This is a genomic window from Pseudomonas sp. (assembly GCF_046581935.1).
Classification (GTDB): Bacteria; Pseudomonadota; Gammaproteobacteria; order Pseudomonadales; family Pseudomonadaceae; genus Aquipseudomonas.
The window spans coordinates 170,115-188,337 of record NZ_JAYGFK010000012.1 but is presented as its reverse complement, the minus strand read 5'-3'; the positions used below and the strand labels follow the sequence as shown (position 1 = coordinate 188,337).

Below are 18,223 nucleotides of genomic sequence, written 5' to 3'. Positions count from 1 at the left end.
TCAACAGGAATTAAAATGAGCGAAAGCTTTGCTGAACTGTTTGAAGAAAGCCTAAAAACCCTGAATCTTCAGGCTGGCTCGATCATCACCGCTATCATCGTCGACATCGATTACCAAGCTGGTTGGGTAACCGTTCACGCTGGTTTGAAGTCTGAAGGCCTCATCCCACTGGAACAGTTCCACAACGACGCTGGCGAGCTGACCATCAAGGTCGGTGACGAAGTTCACGTTGCCCTGGACGCGGTTGAAGATGGCTTTGGTGAAACCAAGCTGTCCCGCGAAAAAGCCAAGCGTGCAGAGTGCTGGATCGTTCTGGAAGCAGCTTTCGCCGCTGAGGAAGTGGTTACGGGCGTTATCAACGGTAAGGTTAAGGGCGGCTTCACTGTCGACGTTAACGGCATCCGTGCGTTCCTCCCAGGTTCCTTGGTCGATGTCCGTCCGGTGCGTGATACTACTCACCTGGAAGGCAAAGAACTCGAGTTCAAAGTCATCAAGCTGGACCAGAAGCGCAACAACGTTGTCGTTTCCCGCCGCAGCGTACTGGAAGCCGAGAACAGCGCCGAGCGCGAAGCTCTGCTGGAATCCCTGCAGGAAGGTCAGCAAGTCAAAGGTATCGTCAAGAACCTCACCGACTACGGCGCGTTCGTGGATCTGGGTGGCGTCGACGGCCTGCTGCACATCACCGACATGGCTTGGAAGCGCATCAAGCATCCGTCTGAAATCGTCAATGTTGGCGATGAAATCGACGTCAAAATCCTTAAGTACGATCGCGAGCGCAACCGCGTTTCCCTCGGCCTCAAGCAGCTGGGCGAAGATCCATGGGTTGCCATCAAGGCGCGTTACCCGCAGGACACCCGTGTTACTGCGCGCGTAACCAACCTGACCGACTACGGCTGCTTCGCAGAGCTGGAAGAAGGCGTGGAAGGCCTGGTGCACGTGTCCGAAATGGATTGGACCAACAAAAACATCCATCCTTCGAAAGTCGTTAACGTCGGCGACGAAGTGGAAGTTATGGTTCTTGATATCGACGAAGAGCGTCGTCGTATCTCCCTCGGTATCAAGCAGTGCAAAACTAACCCGTGGGAAGATTTCTCCGGTCAGTTCAACAAGGGCGACAAAATCTCCGGCACCATCAAGTCGATCACCGATTTCGGTATCTTCATTGGTCTGGATGGCGGCATCGACGGCCTCGTTCACCTGTCCGACATCTCCTGGAACGAAGTAGGCGAAGAAGCTGTACGCCGCTTCAAGAAGGGCGACGAGCTGGAAACCGTTATCCTCTCCGTTGATCCGGAGCGTGAGCGCATTTCCCTCGGCATCAAGCAACTGGAAGAAGATCCGTTCTCCGACTACGTTGCAGTCAACGACAAAGGCACTATCGTTCGCGGTACTGTGAAAGAAGTTGACGCCAAGGGCGCTGTAATCACCCTGGCCGATGGCATCGAAGCAACTCTGAAAGCCTCCGAAATCAGCCGTGACCGCGTTGAAGACGCGCGTAACGTACTGAAAGAAGGCGAAGAAGTAGAAGCCAAGATCATCAGCGTTGATCGTAAGAGCCGCGTAATTAGCTTGTCGATCAAGTCGAAAGACGTTGAAGACGAAAAAGAAGCAATCAAAGAAATGCGCACTAAGCAGGACGAAGTTGCTTCTGCTGGTCCGACCACCATTGGTGATCTGATCCGCGCACAAATGGAAAACCAGAACTAAGTTCAGGTAATCCAGAAAAAGGGCGACTTCGGTCGCCCTTTTTTGTGCCTGAAAATCGCTAACGTATTGTTTTATAGGCTGTTCAAATCTGATCAAGCATGCTAAAACCTTTCTATCTAGTGATCTAGCCGCTTGAAAAAGAAGGGAAAACCATGACCAAGTCGGAGTTGATCGAGCGCATCGTTACCCATCAAGGGCAGCTCTCGTCCAAGGATGTCGAACTGGCGATCAAGACCATGCTTGAGCAAATGTCGCAGTCGCTGTCGACAGGCGATCGCATCGAAATCCGTGGCTTTGGTAGTTTTTCGCTGCATTTCCGTGCGCCGCGGGTGGGGCGCAATCCTAAGACTGGAGATTCTGTACGATTGGATGGTAAGTTCGTGCCGCACTTTAAACCGGGTAAGGAGTTGCGTGATAGAGTCAATGATTGATCCGATCTTCTTCTCCTGACGAGGTAGCTATGCTCTAGTTTAAGCGCGCACTGGGTTTCGCCCTTGTGGCCATTTTGGCTCTGGCGACGCTGGTGCTCGTGCTTGAGATTCAGCAAGACTCGGTCTTGATCTGTCTGGGGGTGTTACTCAGCAAGTGTGTGTTTCGCTGTTCGTGATCGCGGCTTTTGTCTTCGGTGGGCTGGTCGGCTTGTTGCTCGCAGGACTGGTGGTGTCACTGCTTAGGTATCAACTTAGGCAGGCTGAATTAAAATTTAGGCGTGCCGATGCCCGGCGGCTTGAGTCTCATCATCTGACTTCCTTAGGCTCCTGCGGTTAACGCTTGGCTCTCCTGGCGCTAAACCCATGCGTGGGGCGGTTGTCGCTGTTAGAATGTCTGTCAGTTACTGATCGGTGGTTTGGCCAAGCCAACCCTGTCTTCTCGAATACTGGTTCTGGACCACTGCTCCAAGTGCTTCCCGGCAGCTATTTGCTATTCGATTTTGCTTCTCACGGCGGTGTTGGGAATTAGTGGTGAGAGTTGTCTTAATGTCCTTCATGGCGCGTGGCTGGTCTGCTGTCGCTGCTCTCTTGCTCAGCTTGCTGATTACCCGACTGCTTTCGCAAGATGCGGCTGGGGTGTACTTCACAGGCATGACGGTGGTGGCGGCGTTGGCGATAGTTCTGCGCTGCGGGCTGGACCAGCTGATCATTCGCTCTGCCGCCAACCCTGACCGAGTCACGCGTGTTTTCGTCGGTTATGCCATCGCTATGCTGTTGCTGTACGTGATCTTGGTATTGCCGCTGGCCTATGGGGTTCGGGCGATCTGGGGCGCTCATATTCCGTCGCCGCTGTGGATGTTTGTTCATTGTTCGCCTGCGGTATCGATCATTTGGCTTTCGGCAGGCTACGCCAAGGCGCGCGGACATGCTCCGCTGGCGAATTTTCTGGAGGCGGGAGCAGTGCCTACGCTGCTTATTGTCTCGTTGCTTTCGATCACCGGAGTGGATCTGAGATCTTCTGCAATCGCCTATGCGGCAGTCACGGTTCTCGTCGCAGTATTGGCTGTAGTTATCATCGTGCTTTCCCTGCGAGGCAAGCCAGGAGCAGAGTTACCTACCGCTGGGGATTTTCGTGAAGGCAGCTCTATTATGACTGCAACACTGCTCGACTTCTGTGTGATCTGGTGCTCGGGGCTGGCGTTGACGATGGTGTCGAGCATGGAGGCAGTGGCTGAGTACCACGTGGCGCAACGGTTGGCGATCCTGATTTCATTTGTTCTGATCGTGGTCAACAGCATTTCGGCACCTGTCTATGCGCGCGCTTTTGATCGTCAGGATCTACCAGCTGTCGTCGATGTATATCGCTATAGCAGCATGTTGGCACTGGGCGTGGCAGTCCTCCCGCTGGCGGTTTATTTGCTGTTTCCGCAGTTTTTGTTGAGCCTGTTCGGTGAGGTGTACCGCTCGGCGTATCTGCTATTGATTATCCTGGCGCTTGGGCAATTGGTTAACGTGGCCACCGGGTCGGTGGGCTATCTGCTCATGTTATCGGGCAATGCTCGGTACTATCGGCGTGCCTCTGTAATTGCGGCGCTGTTTGCGCTGTTTTTCACTTGGCCACTGCTTCACTTCTTTGATGCGCTAGGCGCAGCGTTGGCGACCTCATTGGGGGTATCGATCAAAAATATATTGGCTGCGTTTTATGTAAGGCGTCATGTGGGCGTATCGCTAGCCTTTCCACCACGCGAGCTATCGAGCTTGTTTTCTCGTCGGAGGATGAATGAAGTATTTGCTAATCGGGATTGATGGCTGTCAGGCCGAAACCATTCAACGCTATCCGATGCCTTATACTCAAGGGCTGCTTGCGCAGGGGGTCTCTCTGAAGCTGCACGAGGATTTGCTTAGTCGGGGCTGGGTCGAGATTTGTACCGGGCAGCATGCCATCGATAGCGATGGATATTACGAGCGAGCACGCCTGAACGGCACCTCGGCCTCCACAACCAAATACAACCTCCTGGAGCAGATTAGCAAAGATCCTGATATTCCTACCCTCTGGAGCAGGCTGAATTGTCTTGGCATACGGGTCGGGGTGATGAACGTACCTACCACCAATCCTGCGCCGGCAGTTGATGGTTTTTTTGTATCGGGTGGCGGTGGTGGCTCCCAACTGCGTGATGAAATCTGCCCTTCGCAGTGCTACCCCGCAGATGTGAAAAAAACGCTAGATGACTTGGAATATATCGTTGACGAAAGGGTTCCGTCGCTGCTCTTTGAAAAGAAACTTTATGATGAAACAGCGTTCTTCAGTCGCCTGAAGTTGATGACGGATCGTCGGGTTGATGCGTTCATCAAGCTTGGTGAGCAGTATCAGATTGATTTTGGTTTTATTGTGTTCAGGTCTGTGGTGGTGGTTGAGAACATCTGTATCGGTGAGTACAAGAAGTTTCTTTCTGGGCAGGGGGATTTTAATCCGCGCCTTATTGAGGCCATGCAGGATTTCTATGCGCACTTTGATGGTGCGTTAAAGCGCCTAATTGAATCCGTAGGCACAGAACGGGTGGGTCTGGTATCGGACCATGGAACGGTAGTCGCCCATACTCGTGTAAACCTGAACGCGATCCTCAGAAGTCTCGGATTTCAATATCCGCCAGTTGGTAAGAATGGACTGATGGCATTAGCGCAACGTTATAAACACTTGGTTCCTTACGCGCTTCGCCAGAAGCTCAAGGGCAATCAGGCGGTTGCTAGGGAATATGCGGCGATCAGCAATTTCGACAGTAAGCGAAGCGAGGCTTTCTGCCCTGGCCGTGGTTCCAGTTTCTTGGGCATTTATGTAAATGACTGGGTGCGGTTTGGTGGCCCAGTGGATAGCGCTGGCATTACTGCCGTTGCGCAACGGATCGCGAGCCGACTGAATGCGGAAAGAGAATTTCTCCAGCTTGGATTGAAGGCGGTCATTACTCAAAGGCCGGCAAAATCTAAATATGCGAAGTACCTTCCGGACATTGTTGTCCAAGCACCGGATGGCGTGACTTGTAATACCCAACAGGAGGTGTTTGCAGCACCCGGTGTCGATTTAACGCAGCCTATGTTCCTTAAGAATGTTGTGGGTGACTTCGCAACAGGGACCAAGGGGCCTGAGCCTCTGGCCTGCTTTGTCAATCACAAGTTGCTGAGCCCGGATTCTCTCCTGCGGCAGGACTCGGCAGAAGTGTTTCGCATAGTTCTAGCAGAGTTCGGGGAAGTCTTGGGGACCAACCCCAAGCGAGTATAGTTTCGCTTTTGGGGTGCTTCGGGGTACGAAGGCAATAAATGCTCGGGCTTGTTTTGGGGGTGAATTTGAAGATTGGAATGGTGACGGTCCATAAGGCGAATAACTATGGGGCCGTTCTACAGGCGTATGCGCTACAGCAATGCCTGGCACAGTATGGAGAGGTCGAAATAATTGATTACGACAACCGTTATATTGGTCGGACCCTTTGGCCGTTGCGCTGGATTGGTGGCGCGCGAAGTTTCCTGAGTATTGCTAAGGACCTTGTGCGGCTTGCGCCCCGAGTTCGGCTGCTTGCCAAGTTCAACTGTTTTATTCGAACCCGCTACCGGTTGTCAGCCAAATATTCCCAGTCGGCCCTGATGGCTCGAGCCTGCTCGAAGTACAACTGTTATGTGGTTGGCAGTGATCAGGTGTGGAACTCGAACTGCGTCAGCCTCGATGGAGCGCTCGACCCCATCTATTTTCTGGGGTTTGCACCGCAGGACGCGATCAAGATTTCCTATGCATCGAGCCTGGGAGGCTACAAATTTACTGAACAGGAGATTCCCAAGGTCCACTCCTATCTACAGAGATTCAACGCTGTTTCGGTTCGTGAGCAAGATTCGCAGCAATACCTATCCGATCTGGGGATTAGTCACGTGCAGCATGTGCTTGACCCTACTTTGCTGCTGGGTACTGAACAATGGCGAGAGCTTGTGGAGCCGTCGCTTGTTCCGACAAGCAAGTACATCCTGGTGTATAGCGTTCCGCGTACCAGTCTATTGCGTCAGGCTGTCGATTACTTCGCTGCTAAAAAGGGCTTGAAGGTGATTTCCATCGACCAAGACGTGTGTTCTGTTGCCAGGGTGGATAAGCAGATCCGTGATGCCGGTCCTTTGGACTTTCTGGCCTTGTTCAGTGGCGCAGAGTTTGTGCTGACGGACTCCTTTCACGGGGTTTGTTTTTCGATCATTTTCGGCTGCCCGTTCGTTGCAGTTTCACCGGGAACGCACTCCAATCGGGTGGAGAGCCTTTTAAAGGTACTGGGACTGGAGAGTCAGTTTGTCTCGGAGCCCGCTGATTTTGAGCGAGTGTCTCAGGTGCTCGACTTCGACCAGGCCTACGCCCGCTTGGCCTCTGAACGCGCCCGTTGCTTCGGGTTTCTTGATAAAGCACTGGCGGGGTAAGAGCGTGCAGCAACATATTTTGCATGTTGTGGATTTTCTTGATCCAAAGTTCGGTGGGGGCACAGCGGAGCGAACCTTCCAGATGGCCAAAGCTGTCGTGCGGTTGGGATCAACCTGCACTGTACTTTGCACTAACCTGGGTTTAAGCGACGCGCGTATTAAAGAGATGGACGGGGTCGATGTGTTGGCAGTCCCGACGTTGCTGAAGCGTTTCTTGATGCCGATAATTTCGACTAAGCGTATCAATCAGTTGGTGGCGCGTGCAGATGCCATCCACGTGATGGGACACTGGAGCCTGTTGGGGGCGAGAGTTTGTTTTTCGGCCCAGCGTCAAAGTAAGCCCTACGTATACAGTCCTGCTGGTTCACTTGGTATCTTCGGGCGTTCAGCTTTTATAAAGCGCCTTTTCAATTGGTTATTCGGACGTAGTGCTGTGATGGGGGCCGCGACCTGTTTGGCGGTAACGGAACTGGAGCTGGATCAGTTTCGTACGTTCGGTGTCCCCCAAAGCAAATTTCAGGTATTACCCAACGGCGTGCATGTAGCCGATGCGCTGGTGCCGCAGCCTGATGCCTTTCGGCGGCAGCATGGCTTGGGAGGAGCCACTGTTGTGCTTTTTCTTGGGCGTTTGAGCCTAATCAAGGGACCTGATCTTTTGCTCGATGCGTTCCACCAGATCGCTCAAAGATTTCCGAGTGTTGTGTTGGTCCTCGCCGGTCCTGATGAAGGTATGCGAACAGAGCTGGAAGCCTTAGCGGCACGCTATGGAATATCTGATCGCGTTCGCTTCACCGGCTTTGTCGGCGGTCAGCAGAAGCAGGACGCATTAGCCGGTGCAGATCTTCTGGTGGTGCCGTCGCGCCATGAAGCAATGTCTTTGGTGGCGCTGGAAGCGGGGCTGGTGAGTACCCCGGTGCTGTTAACCGACCAATGCGGTTTTGATCAGGTGGCTGACGTGGACGGTGGTGCGGTTGTTGCGGCAGAAGCTTCAGCTATTGCGCAGGGGCTTTGCCAATTGCTCAGTTCGCCTAGTGAACTGGAAGCACGAGGGGCACGGCTGCGCGAATTGGTGGTGTCTACCTACAGCTGGGATCGCTTGGTCCAAAGGCTGCTTGGTCATTACCGTCAATTGAAGCCTTTGTCATGAGGTCCCAGTGCGCATCCTGATCCTTTCCCAATATTTCTGGCCCGAAAGTTTCATCATCAACGACATCGTGCGTACGCTCGACGAGCAGGGGCATGAGGTGGTGGTCGCCACCGGCAAGCCCAACTATCCAGACGGCAAGGTCTTTGAGGGCTATCGCGCTGCGGGTACCCAGTGCGAGCGCTATCTAGGGCGTATCGATGTGCTACGGGTGCCCCTGTGGCCGCGTGGACAGGGTGGGGCGAAGAATCTGATTCTCAACTATCTGTCCTTTGTATTCAGCGGTCTGCTGTGCTTACCTTGGATGCTGCGCAAGCGCGAGTTCGACGCCATCTTGGTGTTTGCCCCATCGCCGATCACCCAGGCGATCCCGGCGATCTTGCTCACGTGGCTGAAGAAGGCAAAGCTGGCCCTGTGGGTGCAGGACTTGTGGCCGGAGAGTCTCTCGGCCACCGGCTTTGTGCGTAATCCGTACCTGTTGCGTGCGGTAGGCTGGATGGTGCGCGCCATCTACCGCCCATGCGACACCCTGCTGGTGCAGTCGCGGGCATTCGTTGAACCGGTGGCGCAGTATTCTGATCGCGCGAAAATCCACTATTACCCTAATTCTATGAACATCAGCAGCCCGAAGGCTGTCATTCCGGTGCCTTCCGAGCTTCTTGAGCTGCTTGAACAGCATTTTTGCGTAGTGTTCGCCGGCAACCTGGGCACTGCCCAGGCCCTCGATACTCTGCTGCAGGCAGCGGTGCAGCTACGTGATGAGCCGCACATTCGACTGGTGCTGGTGGGCAGCGGCAGCCGTCTGGCCTGGCTCCAGTCCCAGAAGCAGGAGTTGGGCCTGGACAACCTGATACTACCGGGACGATTTCCGATGGACACCATGCCCCAGATCTTCGAGCGCGCCTCGGCCCTGCTTGTGTCGCTGAATGACGAGCCGGTCTTTGCCCAGACCATTCCCAGCAAGATTCAGGCGTATCTCGCCGCAGGTCGGCCGATTCTGGCCTGCATGAACGGCGAGTGTGCCCGCGTGGTTACCGAGGCCGGCGCCGGCTTTGCTTCGCCGGCGCAAAAAGTGCTGCCGCTGGTGGCCAACATTCGCCGCCTGCAGGAGTTGGACGCGACGCAGCGCGCGGCTATGGGCGAATCGGGCAAAGCCTATTTCGAAGCTAATTTTGAGATGAACAGTCAGGTGCGCATATTGGTGGAGCACCTGGGCCGCCAAGTTGAAGAGGATGGCAGCGCATGAGAGTTCTGGTTCTGGGCGCGTCCGGCATGTTGGGCAATGCCGTGTTCAAGGTGTTTTCTGCTGACGCTACGCACGAGGTGTGGGGCACGTTGCGCAGCTCCGCAGCCGCCAAGGAGTTTGTGCCGGCCTGGCGTGAGCGTCTGCTGTCGGGTGTAGATGTGCTCGATCAGGACTCGCTACTTGGCGCCTTGGCAAAATCCCGCCCGCAGGTGGTGATCAACTGCATCGGTTTGATCAAGCAGCTGGCCGATGCCCAAGACCCGCTCACGGCCTTGCCGATCAACGCGATGCTGCCCCACCGGCTGGCTCGCTTGTGTGAAGTGGCTGGGGCAAGGTTGATCCATGTGAGCACCGATTGCGTATTCTCCGGGCAGAGAGGCGGCTACTTGGAAAGCGATCCGTCCGATGCCGATGACCTCTACGGTAAATCCAAATACATCGGCGAGCTGCACGACCTGCCGCACGCTATCACGCTGCGTACCTCCATCATCGGCCACGAGCTGGGCTCAAACTATGCTTTGGTGGATTGGTTCCTGGCTCAGCAGGGCAGCGTGCGTGGGTTCCGCAAGGCGGTGTTCTCTGGTTTGCCCACCGTCGAGCTGGCTCGAGTTATGAAGGACTTCATTGTTCCGCACCCGCAACTCAATGGTCTGTATCATGTCGCTGCTGAGCCGATCGCTAAGCTTGATTTGTTGCAACTGGTCGCTGCTGAATATGGCAAGCAGATCGATATTCGTCCGGATGATGCACTGGTTATTGACCGCTCTCTAGATGGATCACGGTTTTGCGATGCGACCGGTTACGTTGCTCCAGCATGGCCCGAGCTGATTCGCAGTATGCATGCGAGCCGTTAAGCGCCAAGCGGTAAAATTGCGGAGGGGATAGAACCCCTAGCCAGCCTTCTCCTAATCAGGAGGGGGTTTATTCGTCGGCCTAGCAGGCCGCGCTCCAACGACTTGGAAGGTTTTATGTTCGACGACAAGGTATTGATGATCACGGGCGGCACCGGTTCTTTTGGTCATACGGTGTTGAAGCGTTTCCTTAATACCAATGTGCGCGAGATTCGTATCTTCTCCCGTGATGAGAAAAAGCAGGAAGATATGCGCATTGCCTTGGCCAACGATAAGGTCAAATTCTACATCGGTGATGTGCGTGACTATGACAGCCTGAAGCAGGCCATGGTAGGTGTCGATTACATCTTCCATGCGGCGGCATTGAAGCAGGTCCCTTCCTGCGAGTTCTATCCGATGGAGGCGGTGCGTACCAACGTCAACGGCACCGAAAATGTGCTTAATGCGGCGATTGCTCGTGGCGTGAAACGTGTGGTGGTGTTGTCTACGGACAAAGCGGTGTATCCGATCAATGCCATGGGCATTTCTAAGGCCATGGCTGAGAAATTGATGGTTGCCAAGTCACGCATGATTCCTGCTGGTGGCACTGTAATCTGCGCTACTCGTTACGGCAACGTAATGGCCTCACGGGGGTCGGTAATTCCGTTGTTCGTCGAGCAGATGCGCACCAGTGAACCATTGACTGTTACTGACCCGCAGATGACGCGCTTTCTGATGTCGTTGGAAGATTCCGTTGATCTGGTGCTGCATGCTTTTGAGCATGGCGAGCAGGGCGACCTGTTTGTGCAGAAGGCGCCTGCATCTACTGTCGGTGACTTAGCACAGGCGCTTAAGGAGCTGTTTGGCCGCGAGAATCCGGTACGCGTTATTGGTACTCGCCACGGTGAGAAACTCTATGAGTCGCTGGTTTCTCGCGAAGAAATGGCCAAAGCCGAGGACATGGGGCGCTATTACCGTATCCCTGCGGACAACCGCGACCTCAACTACAAGAAATACTTCGTCGAGGGTGAGGAGAGAATCTCCGAGTTTGACGATTACACCTCGCATAACACCGAGCGTCTGGATGTGGCGGGTATTAAACAGTTACTGCTGAAACTCGACTACATCAAGGAGCAGCTTGATGCTTAAGGTCATGACCCTGGTGGGTACCCGCCCAGAATTGATCAAAATGAGCCGGATAATCGCTGAGCTAGATCGCCAGGTTAATCATGTACTGGTGCACTCCGGGCAGAACTATGACTACGAGCTGAATCAGGTTTTCTTCGACGATCTGGAAATTCGTAAACCGGACCACTTCCTCGGTGCTGCTGGCGAAACCGCCGCAAAGACCATTGCTGAGGTCATCTCCAAAGCCGATGAAGTGTTTGAGCTAGAGAAACCCGATGCGCTGTTACTCTACGGAGATACGAATACCTGCTTGGCGGTAATTTCAGCTAAACGCCGAAAAATCCCGGTGTTTCACATGGAAGCGGGTAATCGCTGCTTTGATCAGCGTGTACCAGAAGAGCTTAACCGCAAGGTTCTTGACCACTTATCCGACATCAATATGGTGCTGACCGAGCATGCACGTCGCTACCTGATTGCCGAGGGTATCCGCCCCGAAACAATCATCAAGACCGGCTCGCATATGCAGGAAGTGCTCAGCTACTACATGCCGAAGATCGAGCAGTCTGACGTGCTTGCGCGTAGCGGTCTTGACGCTGGAAAGTTCTTTATCGTCAGCACTCACCGCGAGGAAAATGTCGATACGCCGGATAACCTGCGCGACTTGCTTGCAACCTTGCGTGCACTGGCTGATGAATATGGCTATCCAGTGATTGTTTCGACTCACCCGCGCACCCGTAAGCGCCTTGAAGCGCTAGGGGAATCGCTGGAGCATCCGCTAATTCGTTTTGTTAAGCCGTTCGGTTTGCTTGACTACATCAAGCTGCAAATGTCGGCGTTCTGTGTCTTATCAGACAGCGGCACCATTACAGAGGAAGCTTCGCTGCTCAACCTGCCGGCGGTGACACTGCGTAATGCCCATGAGCGTCCCGAAGGTATGGATCAAGGCACGCTCATCATGAGCGGTCTTAAAAAGGCTTCGGTGCTGGCGGCGGTCAAAGTCATTACTAGTCAGCATCAGGCAGGTGAGCGGGTTATACCGCTTGTGCCTGACTACGAAGGTGGCCCCGTATCGCAGCAGGTTGTACGCGTGGTGCTGAGCTACACGGATTATGTGAATCGTACCGTCTGGCGTAAGGGCTGAGCATGCGCGTGTTGCTAACTGGCGCTAGCGGATTTGTCGGGCGCGCCGTACAGGCGCGCCTGCTTTCGGACAATCAACATTCGTTGCGTAGTGCTATGCGCCAGCTTCCAGGTAAGACGCCCAGCAAGCTTGAGTTCTGCGTCGCTCCAGCGTTAGGTCCAGATGCCGACTGGAATATGGCTCTGCAAGATGTCGATGCAGTGATCCATTGCGCTGCGCGAGTGCATGTGATGCAGGAGCAGGCGGCTGACCCGTTGGCCGAGTTTCGCCGCACAAATGTCGAGGGGACGCTGCGTCTAGCGCAGCAGGCTGTTGAGGCAGGAGTGCGGCGATTTGTCTTTGTCAGTTCAATCAAAGTTAATGGTGAGGGGACTCTGCCGGGTGAAGCGTTCAGTGCCGATGATGCGCCCGCTGCAAATGATCCTTACGGTATCTCCAAGCTAGAAGCCGAAGAAGGCTTGCTGGCTCTGGCGACTGCGAGTGGACTTGAAGTGGTCATCGTTCGCCCACCGCTTATCTATGGGCCGGGAGTCAAGGCCAACTTCCAGAGCATGCTGCGTTGGCTGAATAAGGGAATTCCTTTGCCACTTGGAGCTATTGAAAATCGCCGCAGCTTGGTGGCTCTGGATAACCTTGTAGATTTGCTGGTTCTTTGCCTCGTGCACCCAGCCGCAGTTGGAGAGCGCTTCCTTGTGAGTGATGGCGAGGACTTATCGACCAGTGAATTGCTTCGCCGTATAGGACAGGCTCTGGGCCGTCCTGCACACTTGCTGCCGGTACCACAGTCTTGGTTGGAGGGCGGTGCGCGGTTTATTGGTCGTGAGGACCTGAGCCAGCGTATCTGCGGTTCGCTACAAGTGAATATCGACAAGACCCGTGAGCGACTCAATTGGACACCTCCTGTTACCGTCAATCAGGCACTGGCTTTGACTGCGGCGCATTTTTTGGAACAGCTGAAATCATGACTTTTGTGCTTTTTATTGCTGTATTGGCTGTGCTGTCCTGGGTTTTGACTGGCTTGTTACGCCGCTATGCACTCGTTCGCAGTTTGATGGATGTGCCTAATGCTCGAAGCTCGCATAGCCTGCCAACCCCACGTGGGGGGGGGGTGGCAATTGTTATCACGTTCCTGTTCGGCCTGTGTGTTGCCTTCTTCACTGGCTTGGGCATTTACTCCGATCTGTTCTATGCTCTTACTGGTGCTGGCTTGAGTATTGCTATGCTCGGGTTTCTTGATGATCACGGCCATATTGCTGCGCGCTGGCGTTTACTCGGACATTTTGCTGCGGCTGCTTGGGCGCTTTACTGGCTTGGCGGTATGCCGACATTAACTGTATTCGGTGGCATCCTGCATTTGGGCTGGGTTGGTCATGCGCTAGCTGCGTTCTATCTGGTTTGGTTGTTGAATCTGTTCAACTTTATGGACGGCATCGATGGCATTGCCAGTGTTGAGGCGATCTGTGTTTGCCTAGGCGGCGCAGTGCTCTACGCGGTGACGAGTACCAGTTCGCTCATTCCAGTTACCGTGCTCTCACTGTTGATGTTGGCGGCTGGTGTGACAGGCTTTTTGATCTGGAACTTTCCTCCTGCGCGGATATTTATGGGGGACGCAGGTAGCGGTTTTCTCGGAATTGTGTTTGGCATTTTTTCGTTGCAGGCCGGCTGGGCAAACCCGATGCTGTTCTGGGGGTGGTTGATTCTGCTTGGGGTTTTTATTGTCGATGCAACCCTAACTTTATTACGCCGGATGTTACGTCGAGAAAAGGTGTATGAAGCTCATCGTAGTCATGCTTATCAATTTGCAACTCGTCAGTTAGGGCGGCACTTCCCTGTAACCATGGGCGTACTTGCGATCAACCTGTTTTGGCTATTCCCGGTGGCACTGGTGGTATCACTCGGCTGGCTAGATGGTTTGCTTGGTGTATTGCTGGCCTATGCCCCACTGGTTGTTTTGGCACTCAGGTTCAATGCAGGCAAGGCGGAAGATTGAGAGCGGTCTTTGGCTGGAGCAATTAATTAATACGGTTAAGTACTCTGCGTCGTCCTGTTTAATCTTTGCTTCTTCAGGTGTGCTGTACCTGTATTTAGCCTATGTCATATTTTCTAAAGAGGTTTTAAATGCTGCGCAGTTCTCTTCTGCAGATGTCACGGCAGCGAAAGCGTGCCCTACAGGTTTTAGCTGATGTATTGCTGCTCTGGGGGGGGCTCTGGCTGGCGTTCTTTATCCGGTTGGGGTTCGATGGGATGATTAATCCCTTTGGTGATTACCTCTGGCTGTTCGTCGCCGCGCCTGTCACTGCTATCCCGTTATTTATCCGCTTTGGACTTTATCGCGCAGTGTTGCGTTATTTTGGCAGCGACGCACTAGTCACCATTTTCAATGCCGTCAGCCTTTCTGCGTTACTCTTGGCGGTGGTGATATACCTGATGAGACCAGAAGAGCTTATGCCGCGCTCGGTCATCTTTATTTATTGGGCGCTTTCGTTATTTTTTGCGGGCGGTCTTCGCCTGTTTATGCGGCAGTATTTCAGTGGTGAGTTGTTCTCGGTACGTCGCACTATTAGCAACTGTTCACCTAAGGTCGCGATTTATGGGGCAGGCGCTGCCGGAAATCAGTTGCTTGCAGCGCTTCGTATCGGGCGGCGCATGGAGCCAGTAGCTTTTATTGATGATGACGCGGGTGTTGTTGGGCGAGTCATCAGTGGCGTCAAGGTTTATAGGTCGAGTGAAATTGAGCAGATGATTTTGCAGACCGATGCCCAGGAAGTGCTGTTGGCCATTCCTTCTGCATCACGTAGTAGGCGTCGGGAAATATTGGCGGAGCTAGAGTCTTACCCTTTACATGTGCGGACAATCCCGGGGTTTATGGACCTTGCCAGTGGCCAGGTCAGTGTGAGTGACCTGCAGGAGGTCGATGTTATTGATCTACTTGGGCGAGATTCAGTGCCACCTCGCAGGGAGTTATTTGAGCGCTGTCTCCTTCGCCAGGTTGTTATGGTTACCGGTGCTGGCGGTTCAATTGGGTCGGAGCTGTGTAGGCAGATTGTTGCGAACTCGCCGATTACATTGATACTTTTCGAACATAGTGAGTTCAATCTTTATAGTATTCATACAGAACTGGAGCAACGTGTTAAACGTGAGTCTTTATCGGTTCGTTTAGTGCCTGTTCTGGGTTCTATTCGCAATCTAGGTCGTTTATACGATGTGATGTTTACTTGGTCTGTGAATACTGTTTATCACGCTGCGGCCTACAAGCATGTGCCCATGGTTGAGCACAATATCGCAGAAGGTGTTTTGAACAATGTGTTGGGAACGACGTTCACGGCTCAGGCGGCAGTTAAGGCCAACGTTGATAATTTCGTCCTGATCTCCACCGATAAAGCGGTGCGTCCGACTAATGTGATGGGCAGTACCAAGCGGTTGGCTGAGATGGTCCTGCAGGCTTTAAGTTGTGAGTCCGCTCCCGTGTTATTTGACGATGATGAGGCGCTGCATCGGCTCAACAAAACACGCTTTACAATGGTGCGGTTTGGCAATGTGTTGGGTTCATCTGGTTCGGTGATCCCTTTGTTCCACGAGCAGATCCGCAAGGGTGGGCCCGTCACGGTTACCCATCCCAATATCACTCGTTACTTTATGACTATCCCTGAGGCCGCGCAGCTGGTCATCCAAGCCGGGTCTATGGGCGAGGGTGGTGATGTGTTTGTGCTGGATATGGGGGAACCAGTCAGAATCGCTGTTTTGGCCGAAAAGATGATTCATCTCAGCGGCCTGAGCGTGCGTTCAGATAAAAATCCCCATGGTGATATTGCTATCGAGTTCACCGGCTTACGACCTGGCGAGAAGCTGTATGAGGAGCTGCTGATCGGCGATAACGTTAGCCCTACCGAGCACCCGATGATCATGCGTGCTAATGAGGAACATCTGTCTTGGGAGGCATTCAAGTCGGTGTTGAGCGCGCTTTTGAATGCGGTAGAGCGAGATGACTATGATCGGGTCCGCCAGTTGTTGCGCGAGACTGTTAGTGGTTACAAACCAGAGGGTGAGATTGTCGACTGGATGCACCAGCAGCGGCGGATAAAACCCCTGTAGGCACCGTGTTTTCCTGTTTGCTTGAGCACTACGGCTGTATTTTTTACTGGAGTGGTTTGACAGCAGCAGAGTCGCGTCTAAGTTTGAGTATGTGTGGACTATTCCACTCGTTCGATAACCCACGGAAGGATGCGTACTATGCTGAAAATCAAACTGTCCTCGCTGTTGCTCGCTCTGCTTGTGTCCATGTCTCCGGCGGCTTTTGCGGCTGAAACCCCGGCTCCGCAAGCGCCGACTGCTGAAGTCTCCACCACAAACAAGGTCAACCTCAACACTGCCGATGCGGCCACCTTGCAACGTGAGTTGCTAGGCATTGGCGAGGTTAAGGCGCAGGCCATTGTGGCTTACCGTGATGAACATGGTGACTTTGCTTCGGTGGATGAGCTGCTGGAGGTCAAGGGTATTGGCGAGTCAACGCTGGAAAAGAATCGCGATAAGTTGAGCACTAACTGACGCGTTCAGCCGCTGTAAAGATAGAGGCCGGTTATTAGCCGGCCTTTTTATTTCTGCAGATCGTCCTGAGAGTTGTCGGCGACAGCATCCTCTCCTAGCAAGAGTGCTTGGTCACTCGTTCGTCACTATGAGCATGCGCTGCTATTTACAGATCACTTGCCGTGATGTAGCGCAGCTAATCTTGGCCTTCGACACTGTCTTAGCTCGTAAACAAAAAAGCCCCGAAAACTTGTGAGTTTTCAGGGCTTTTAAATATGCGTTTTGGAGCGGGTGATGGGAATCGAACCCACGGCTCTAGCTTGGGAAGCTAGGGTATTACCATTATACGACACCCGCAGCGGGTGCCTTTATACCGGAAGTCTTGGCCGAAATGAAGCCTGCAGCGCAGCTATCTTTAGCAATGCGCTACAGACTCAAGGTGAGCGGCTGCTTCATACGGCAATCGCGTGGTTCTGCTCGAGCTTGCTGTGGTAGCTGGAACTGTTGCGGACCGGGGCCTGCAGGAAGTTCAGCAGAGCCGCTTGGCTTTGTAGCCATGCACTTTTGTGTTCCATGTCGAGAAAGTGCCCGGCGTTGTTGATGGTGGCGAATTGGCAATCACCGAGGTACTTGGCAAACAGGCGCACATCCGTCGGCGAGGTGTATTCGTCGTGTTCGCCGTTGATAAACAACAGCGGGATGTCGATGGCGGTTAGGCAGTCCATTTGGCAGTGGTTATCCATGTGCACCACCTGGTTGATGTGCGCGTGCATCTGCAGGTACTCGTGGCTGTCGAGGGTGCTGATATGCCGCTGGTTATAGCGCTTGAACAGCGAAGGCAGGTATTTGCCAATGGTGCTGTTAACCAACAAGCCGACATTTTCCCCGTCGATAGCCTGCAGGTGGGTCATACCCTTTTCCAGGTAGTCGAGCATGGGCTCGTTGAGCAGTGGCGAGAAGGAGGTGATGACGGCCTTTTCAATCCGTTCTGGGCGCTGTGCCAGAGCCAGCATTGCAGCGACGCCGCCCCAGGAGAATGACAGGAGGTAGTCGGCCTGAAACTGTTCAATCAGCTCCAGCAGAATAGTCGCTTCATCTTCCTTGCTGATCGGTCGAGTGTGGTTGTTGTGCGGTTTGGACTGGCCGGCGTAGGGCTGGTCGTAGAGCACCACGTTGAACTGCGGCCGCAAATACTTGAGGGTTTGCGCGAAGGCGGCAGTGGTAGCCAGCGAGCCATTGACCAGAATGATGGTTTTGCGTGCGCTGGGGTTGGCGTAGAACTCCGTGTGAACCTTGAACGTCCTGTGAATATCGACGACAGCGATGGCTGGCTTCATGTCGTTTCCTCCTGGCGCATAAAAGTAACCATGGACAACGGCAGTGCCGTTGGACCAAACAATGTATGACAGTAGGAAAGCGCCTGGACGTGACAGCAAGATGTCAGGCTGGAGGATTTTATAAGTTATTTATTTTCAATCAGTTAGGGCTGTAATAGAACATCGGCCACGACCTTTTTGCAGGTGTGGAGCGGTGTCTTTAACCAGGCAGGAACCCATTTCGCGCGATGCGCAAGTAACCAAAAGAACGCTTAGATGGCTCTTGTGACTTTTAAGTCACGTTAAGACCTTATGG

General features: G+C 53.6%; 15 protein-coding genes and 1 tRNA gene. 14 read left to right on the top strand and 2 right to left on the bottom strand.

Annotated features, from left to right (window positions below; genetic code table 11):
• Nucleotides 1-15 precede the first annotated feature (15 nt).
• The 14 genes from rpsA (at nt 16) to VCA57_RS08645 (ending at nt 16,612) form a co-directional block, all read left to right on the top strand.
• A complete protein-coding gene (rpsA, locus tag VCA57_RS08710; RefSeq protein WP_411184579.1) occupies nt 16-1,707 on the top strand; it encodes a 30S ribosomal protein S1 in 1,692 nt (563 codons plus the stop codon).
• Between the two features lie 152 nt (nt 1,708-1,859).
• Nucleotides 1,860-2,138, top strand: coding sequence for an integration host factor subunit beta (ihfB, locus tag VCA57_RS08705; RefSeq protein WP_411184578.1), 279 nt, complete (start codon nt 1,860-1,862; stop codon nt 2,136-2,138).
• Between the two features lie 546 nt (nt 2,139-2,684).
• Nucleotides 2,685-3,944, top strand: a complete 1,260-nt coding sequence (locus VCA57_RS08700; RefSeq protein WP_411184577.1) for a lipopolysaccharide biosynthesis protein — start codon at nt 2,685-2,687, stop codon at nt 3,942-3,944.
• The gene (locus tag VCA57_RS08695; protein WP_411184576.1) at nt 3,919-5,412 is read left to right on the top strand and encodes an alkaline phosphatase family protein; all 1,494 of its coding nucleotides are present in this window, start codon (nt 3,919-3,921) and stop codon (nt 5,410-5,412) included. The genes VCA57_RS08700 and VCA57_RS08695 overlap by 26 nt, the downstream gene beginning before the upstream one ends.
• Nucleotides 5,413-5,450: 38 nt before the next feature.
• Nucleotides 5,451-6,578: a polysaccharide pyruvyl transferase family protein gene (locus tag VCA57_RS08690; protein ID WP_411184575.1), complete on the top strand. Its 1,128-nt coding sequence runs from the start codon at nt 5,451-5,453 to the stop codon at nt 6,576-6,578.
• Between the two features lie 4 nt (nt 6,579-6,582).
• Nucleotides 6,583-7,725 (top strand): glycosyltransferase family 4 protein, encoded by a 1,143-nt coding sequence (locus tag VCA57_RS08685; RefSeq protein WP_411184574.1) that lies wholly within the window; start codon nt 6,583-6,585, stop codon nt 7,723-7,725.
• A gap of 7 nt (nt 7,726-7,732) precedes the next feature.
• Nucleotides 7,733-8,968 (top strand): glycosyltransferase family 4 protein, encoded by a 1,236-nt coding sequence (locus VCA57_RS08680; RefSeq protein ID WP_411184573.1) that lies wholly within the window; start codon nt 7,733-7,735, stop codon nt 8,966-8,968.
• Nucleotides 8,965-9,822, top strand: coding sequence for a dTDP-4-dehydrorhamnose reductase family protein (locus VCA57_RS08675; protein ID WP_411184572.1), 858 nt, complete (start codon nt 8,965-8,967; stop codon nt 9,820-9,822). Before VCA57_RS08680 ends, VCA57_RS08675 begins: the two co-directional genes overlap by 4 nt.
• A 114-nt stretch (nt 9,823-9,936) precedes the next feature.
• On the top strand, nt 9,937-10,947 hold the full coding sequence (locus VCA57_RS08670; protein ID WP_411184571.1) for a polysaccharide biosynthesis protein: 1,011 nt from the start codon (nt 9,937-9,939) through the stop codon (nt 10,945-10,947).
• On the top strand, nt 10,940-12,067 hold the full coding sequence (gene wecB, locus VCA57_RS08665; RefSeq protein ID WP_411184570.1) for a non-hydrolyzing UDP-N-acetylglucosamine 2-epimerase: 1,128 nt from the start codon (nt 10,940-10,942) through the stop codon (nt 12,065-12,067). Before VCA57_RS08670 ends, wecB begins: the two co-directional genes overlap by 8 nt.
• 2 nt (nt 12,068-12,069) lie before the next feature.
• Nucleotides 12,070-13,032, top strand: coding sequence for a UDP-glucose 4-epimerase family protein (locus VCA57_RS08660; protein WP_411184569.1), 963 nt, complete (start codon nt 12,070-12,072; stop codon nt 13,030-13,032).
• Complete coding sequence (locus VCA57_RS08655; RefSeq protein WP_411184568.1) at nt 13,029-14,057, top strand: MraY family glycosyltransferase; 1,029 nt, start codon at nt 13,029-13,031, stop codon at nt 14,055-14,057. Before VCA57_RS08660 ends, VCA57_RS08655 begins: the two co-directional genes overlap by 4 nt.
• Nucleotides 14,058-14,185: 128 nt before the next feature.
• Nucleotides 14,186-16,159, top strand: a complete 1,974-nt coding sequence (locus VCA57_RS08650) for a polysaccharide biosynthesis protein (RefSeq protein WP_411184567.1) — start codon at nt 14,186-14,188, stop codon at nt 16,157-16,159.
• A gap of 138 nt (nt 16,160-16,297) precedes the next feature.
• Complete coding sequence (locus tag VCA57_RS08645) at nt 16,298-16,612, top strand: ComEA family DNA-binding protein (protein WP_411184566.1); 315 nt, start codon at nt 16,298-16,300, stop codon at nt 16,610-16,612.
• Nucleotides 16,613-16,874: 262 nt separating this feature from the next.
• Here VCA57_RS08645 and VCA57_RS08640 read toward each other — a convergent pair.
• Both VCA57_RS08640 and VCA57_RS08635 read right to left on the bottom strand, forming a co-directional pair.
• Nucleotides 16,875-16,948: transfer RNA gene (locus VCA57_RS08640), tRNA-Gly, on the bottom strand.
• 95 nt (nt 16,949-17,043) lie between these two features.
• On the bottom strand, nt 17,044-17,928 hold the full coding sequence (locus VCA57_RS08635) for an alpha/beta fold hydrolase (protein WP_411184565.1): 885 nt from the start codon (nt 17,926-17,928) through the stop codon (nt 17,044-17,046).
• Nucleotides 17,929-18,223 lie beyond the last annotated feature (295 nt).

Bases quoted from the DNA above. Each gene is read 5' to 3' on its own strand.
- rpsA (WP_411184579.1), top strand. From the start codon at position 16: ATGAGCGAAAGCTTTGCTGAACTGTTTGAAGAAAGCCTAAAAACCCTG.
- ihfB (WP_411184578.1), top strand. From the start codon at position 1,860: ATGACCAAGTCGGAGTTGATCGAGCGCATCGTTACCCATCAAGGGCAG.
- VCA57_RS08700 (WP_411184577.1), top strand. From the start codon at position 2,685: ATGTCCTTCATGGCGCGTGGCTGGTCTGCTGTCGCTGCTCTCTTGCTC.
- VCA57_RS08695 (WP_411184576.1), top strand. From the start codon at position 3,919: ATGAAGTATTTGCTAATCGGGATTGATGGCTGTCAGGCCGAAACCATT.
- VCA57_RS08690 (WP_411184575.1), top strand. From the start codon at position 5,451: ATGCTCGGGCTTGTTTTGGGGGTGAATTTGAAGATTGGAATGGTGACG.
- VCA57_RS08675 (WP_411184572.1), top strand. From the start codon at position 8,965: ATGAGAGTTCTGGTTCTGGGCGCGTCCGGCATGTTGGGCAATGCCGTG.
- VCA57_RS08670 (WP_411184571.1), top strand. From the start codon at position 9,937: ATGTTCGACGACAAGGTATTGATGATCACGGGCGGCACCGGTTCTTTT.
- wecB (WP_411184570.1), top strand. From the start codon at position 10,940: ATGCTTAAGGTCATGACCCTGGTGGGTACCCGCCCAGAATTGATCAAA.
- VCA57_RS08660 (WP_411184569.1), top strand. From the start codon at position 12,070: ATGCGCGTGTTGCTAACTGGCGCTAGCGGATTTGTCGGGCGCGCCGTA.
- VCA57_RS08655 (WP_411184568.1), top strand. From the start codon at position 13,029: ATGACTTTTGTGCTTTTTATTGCTGTATTGGCTGTGCTGTCCTGGGTT.
- VCA57_RS08650 (WP_411184567.1), top strand. From the start codon at position 14,186: ATGCTGCGCAGTTCTCTTCTGCAGATGTCACGGCAGCGAAAGCGTGCC.
- VCA57_RS08645 (WP_411184566.1), top strand. From the start codon at position 16,298: ATGCTGAAAATCAAACTGTCCTCGCTGTTGCTCGCTCTGCTTGTGTCC.
- VCA57_RS08635 (WP_411184565.1), bottom strand. From the start codon at position 17,928: ATGAAGCCAGCCATCGCTGTCGTCGATATTCACAGGACGTTCAAGGTT.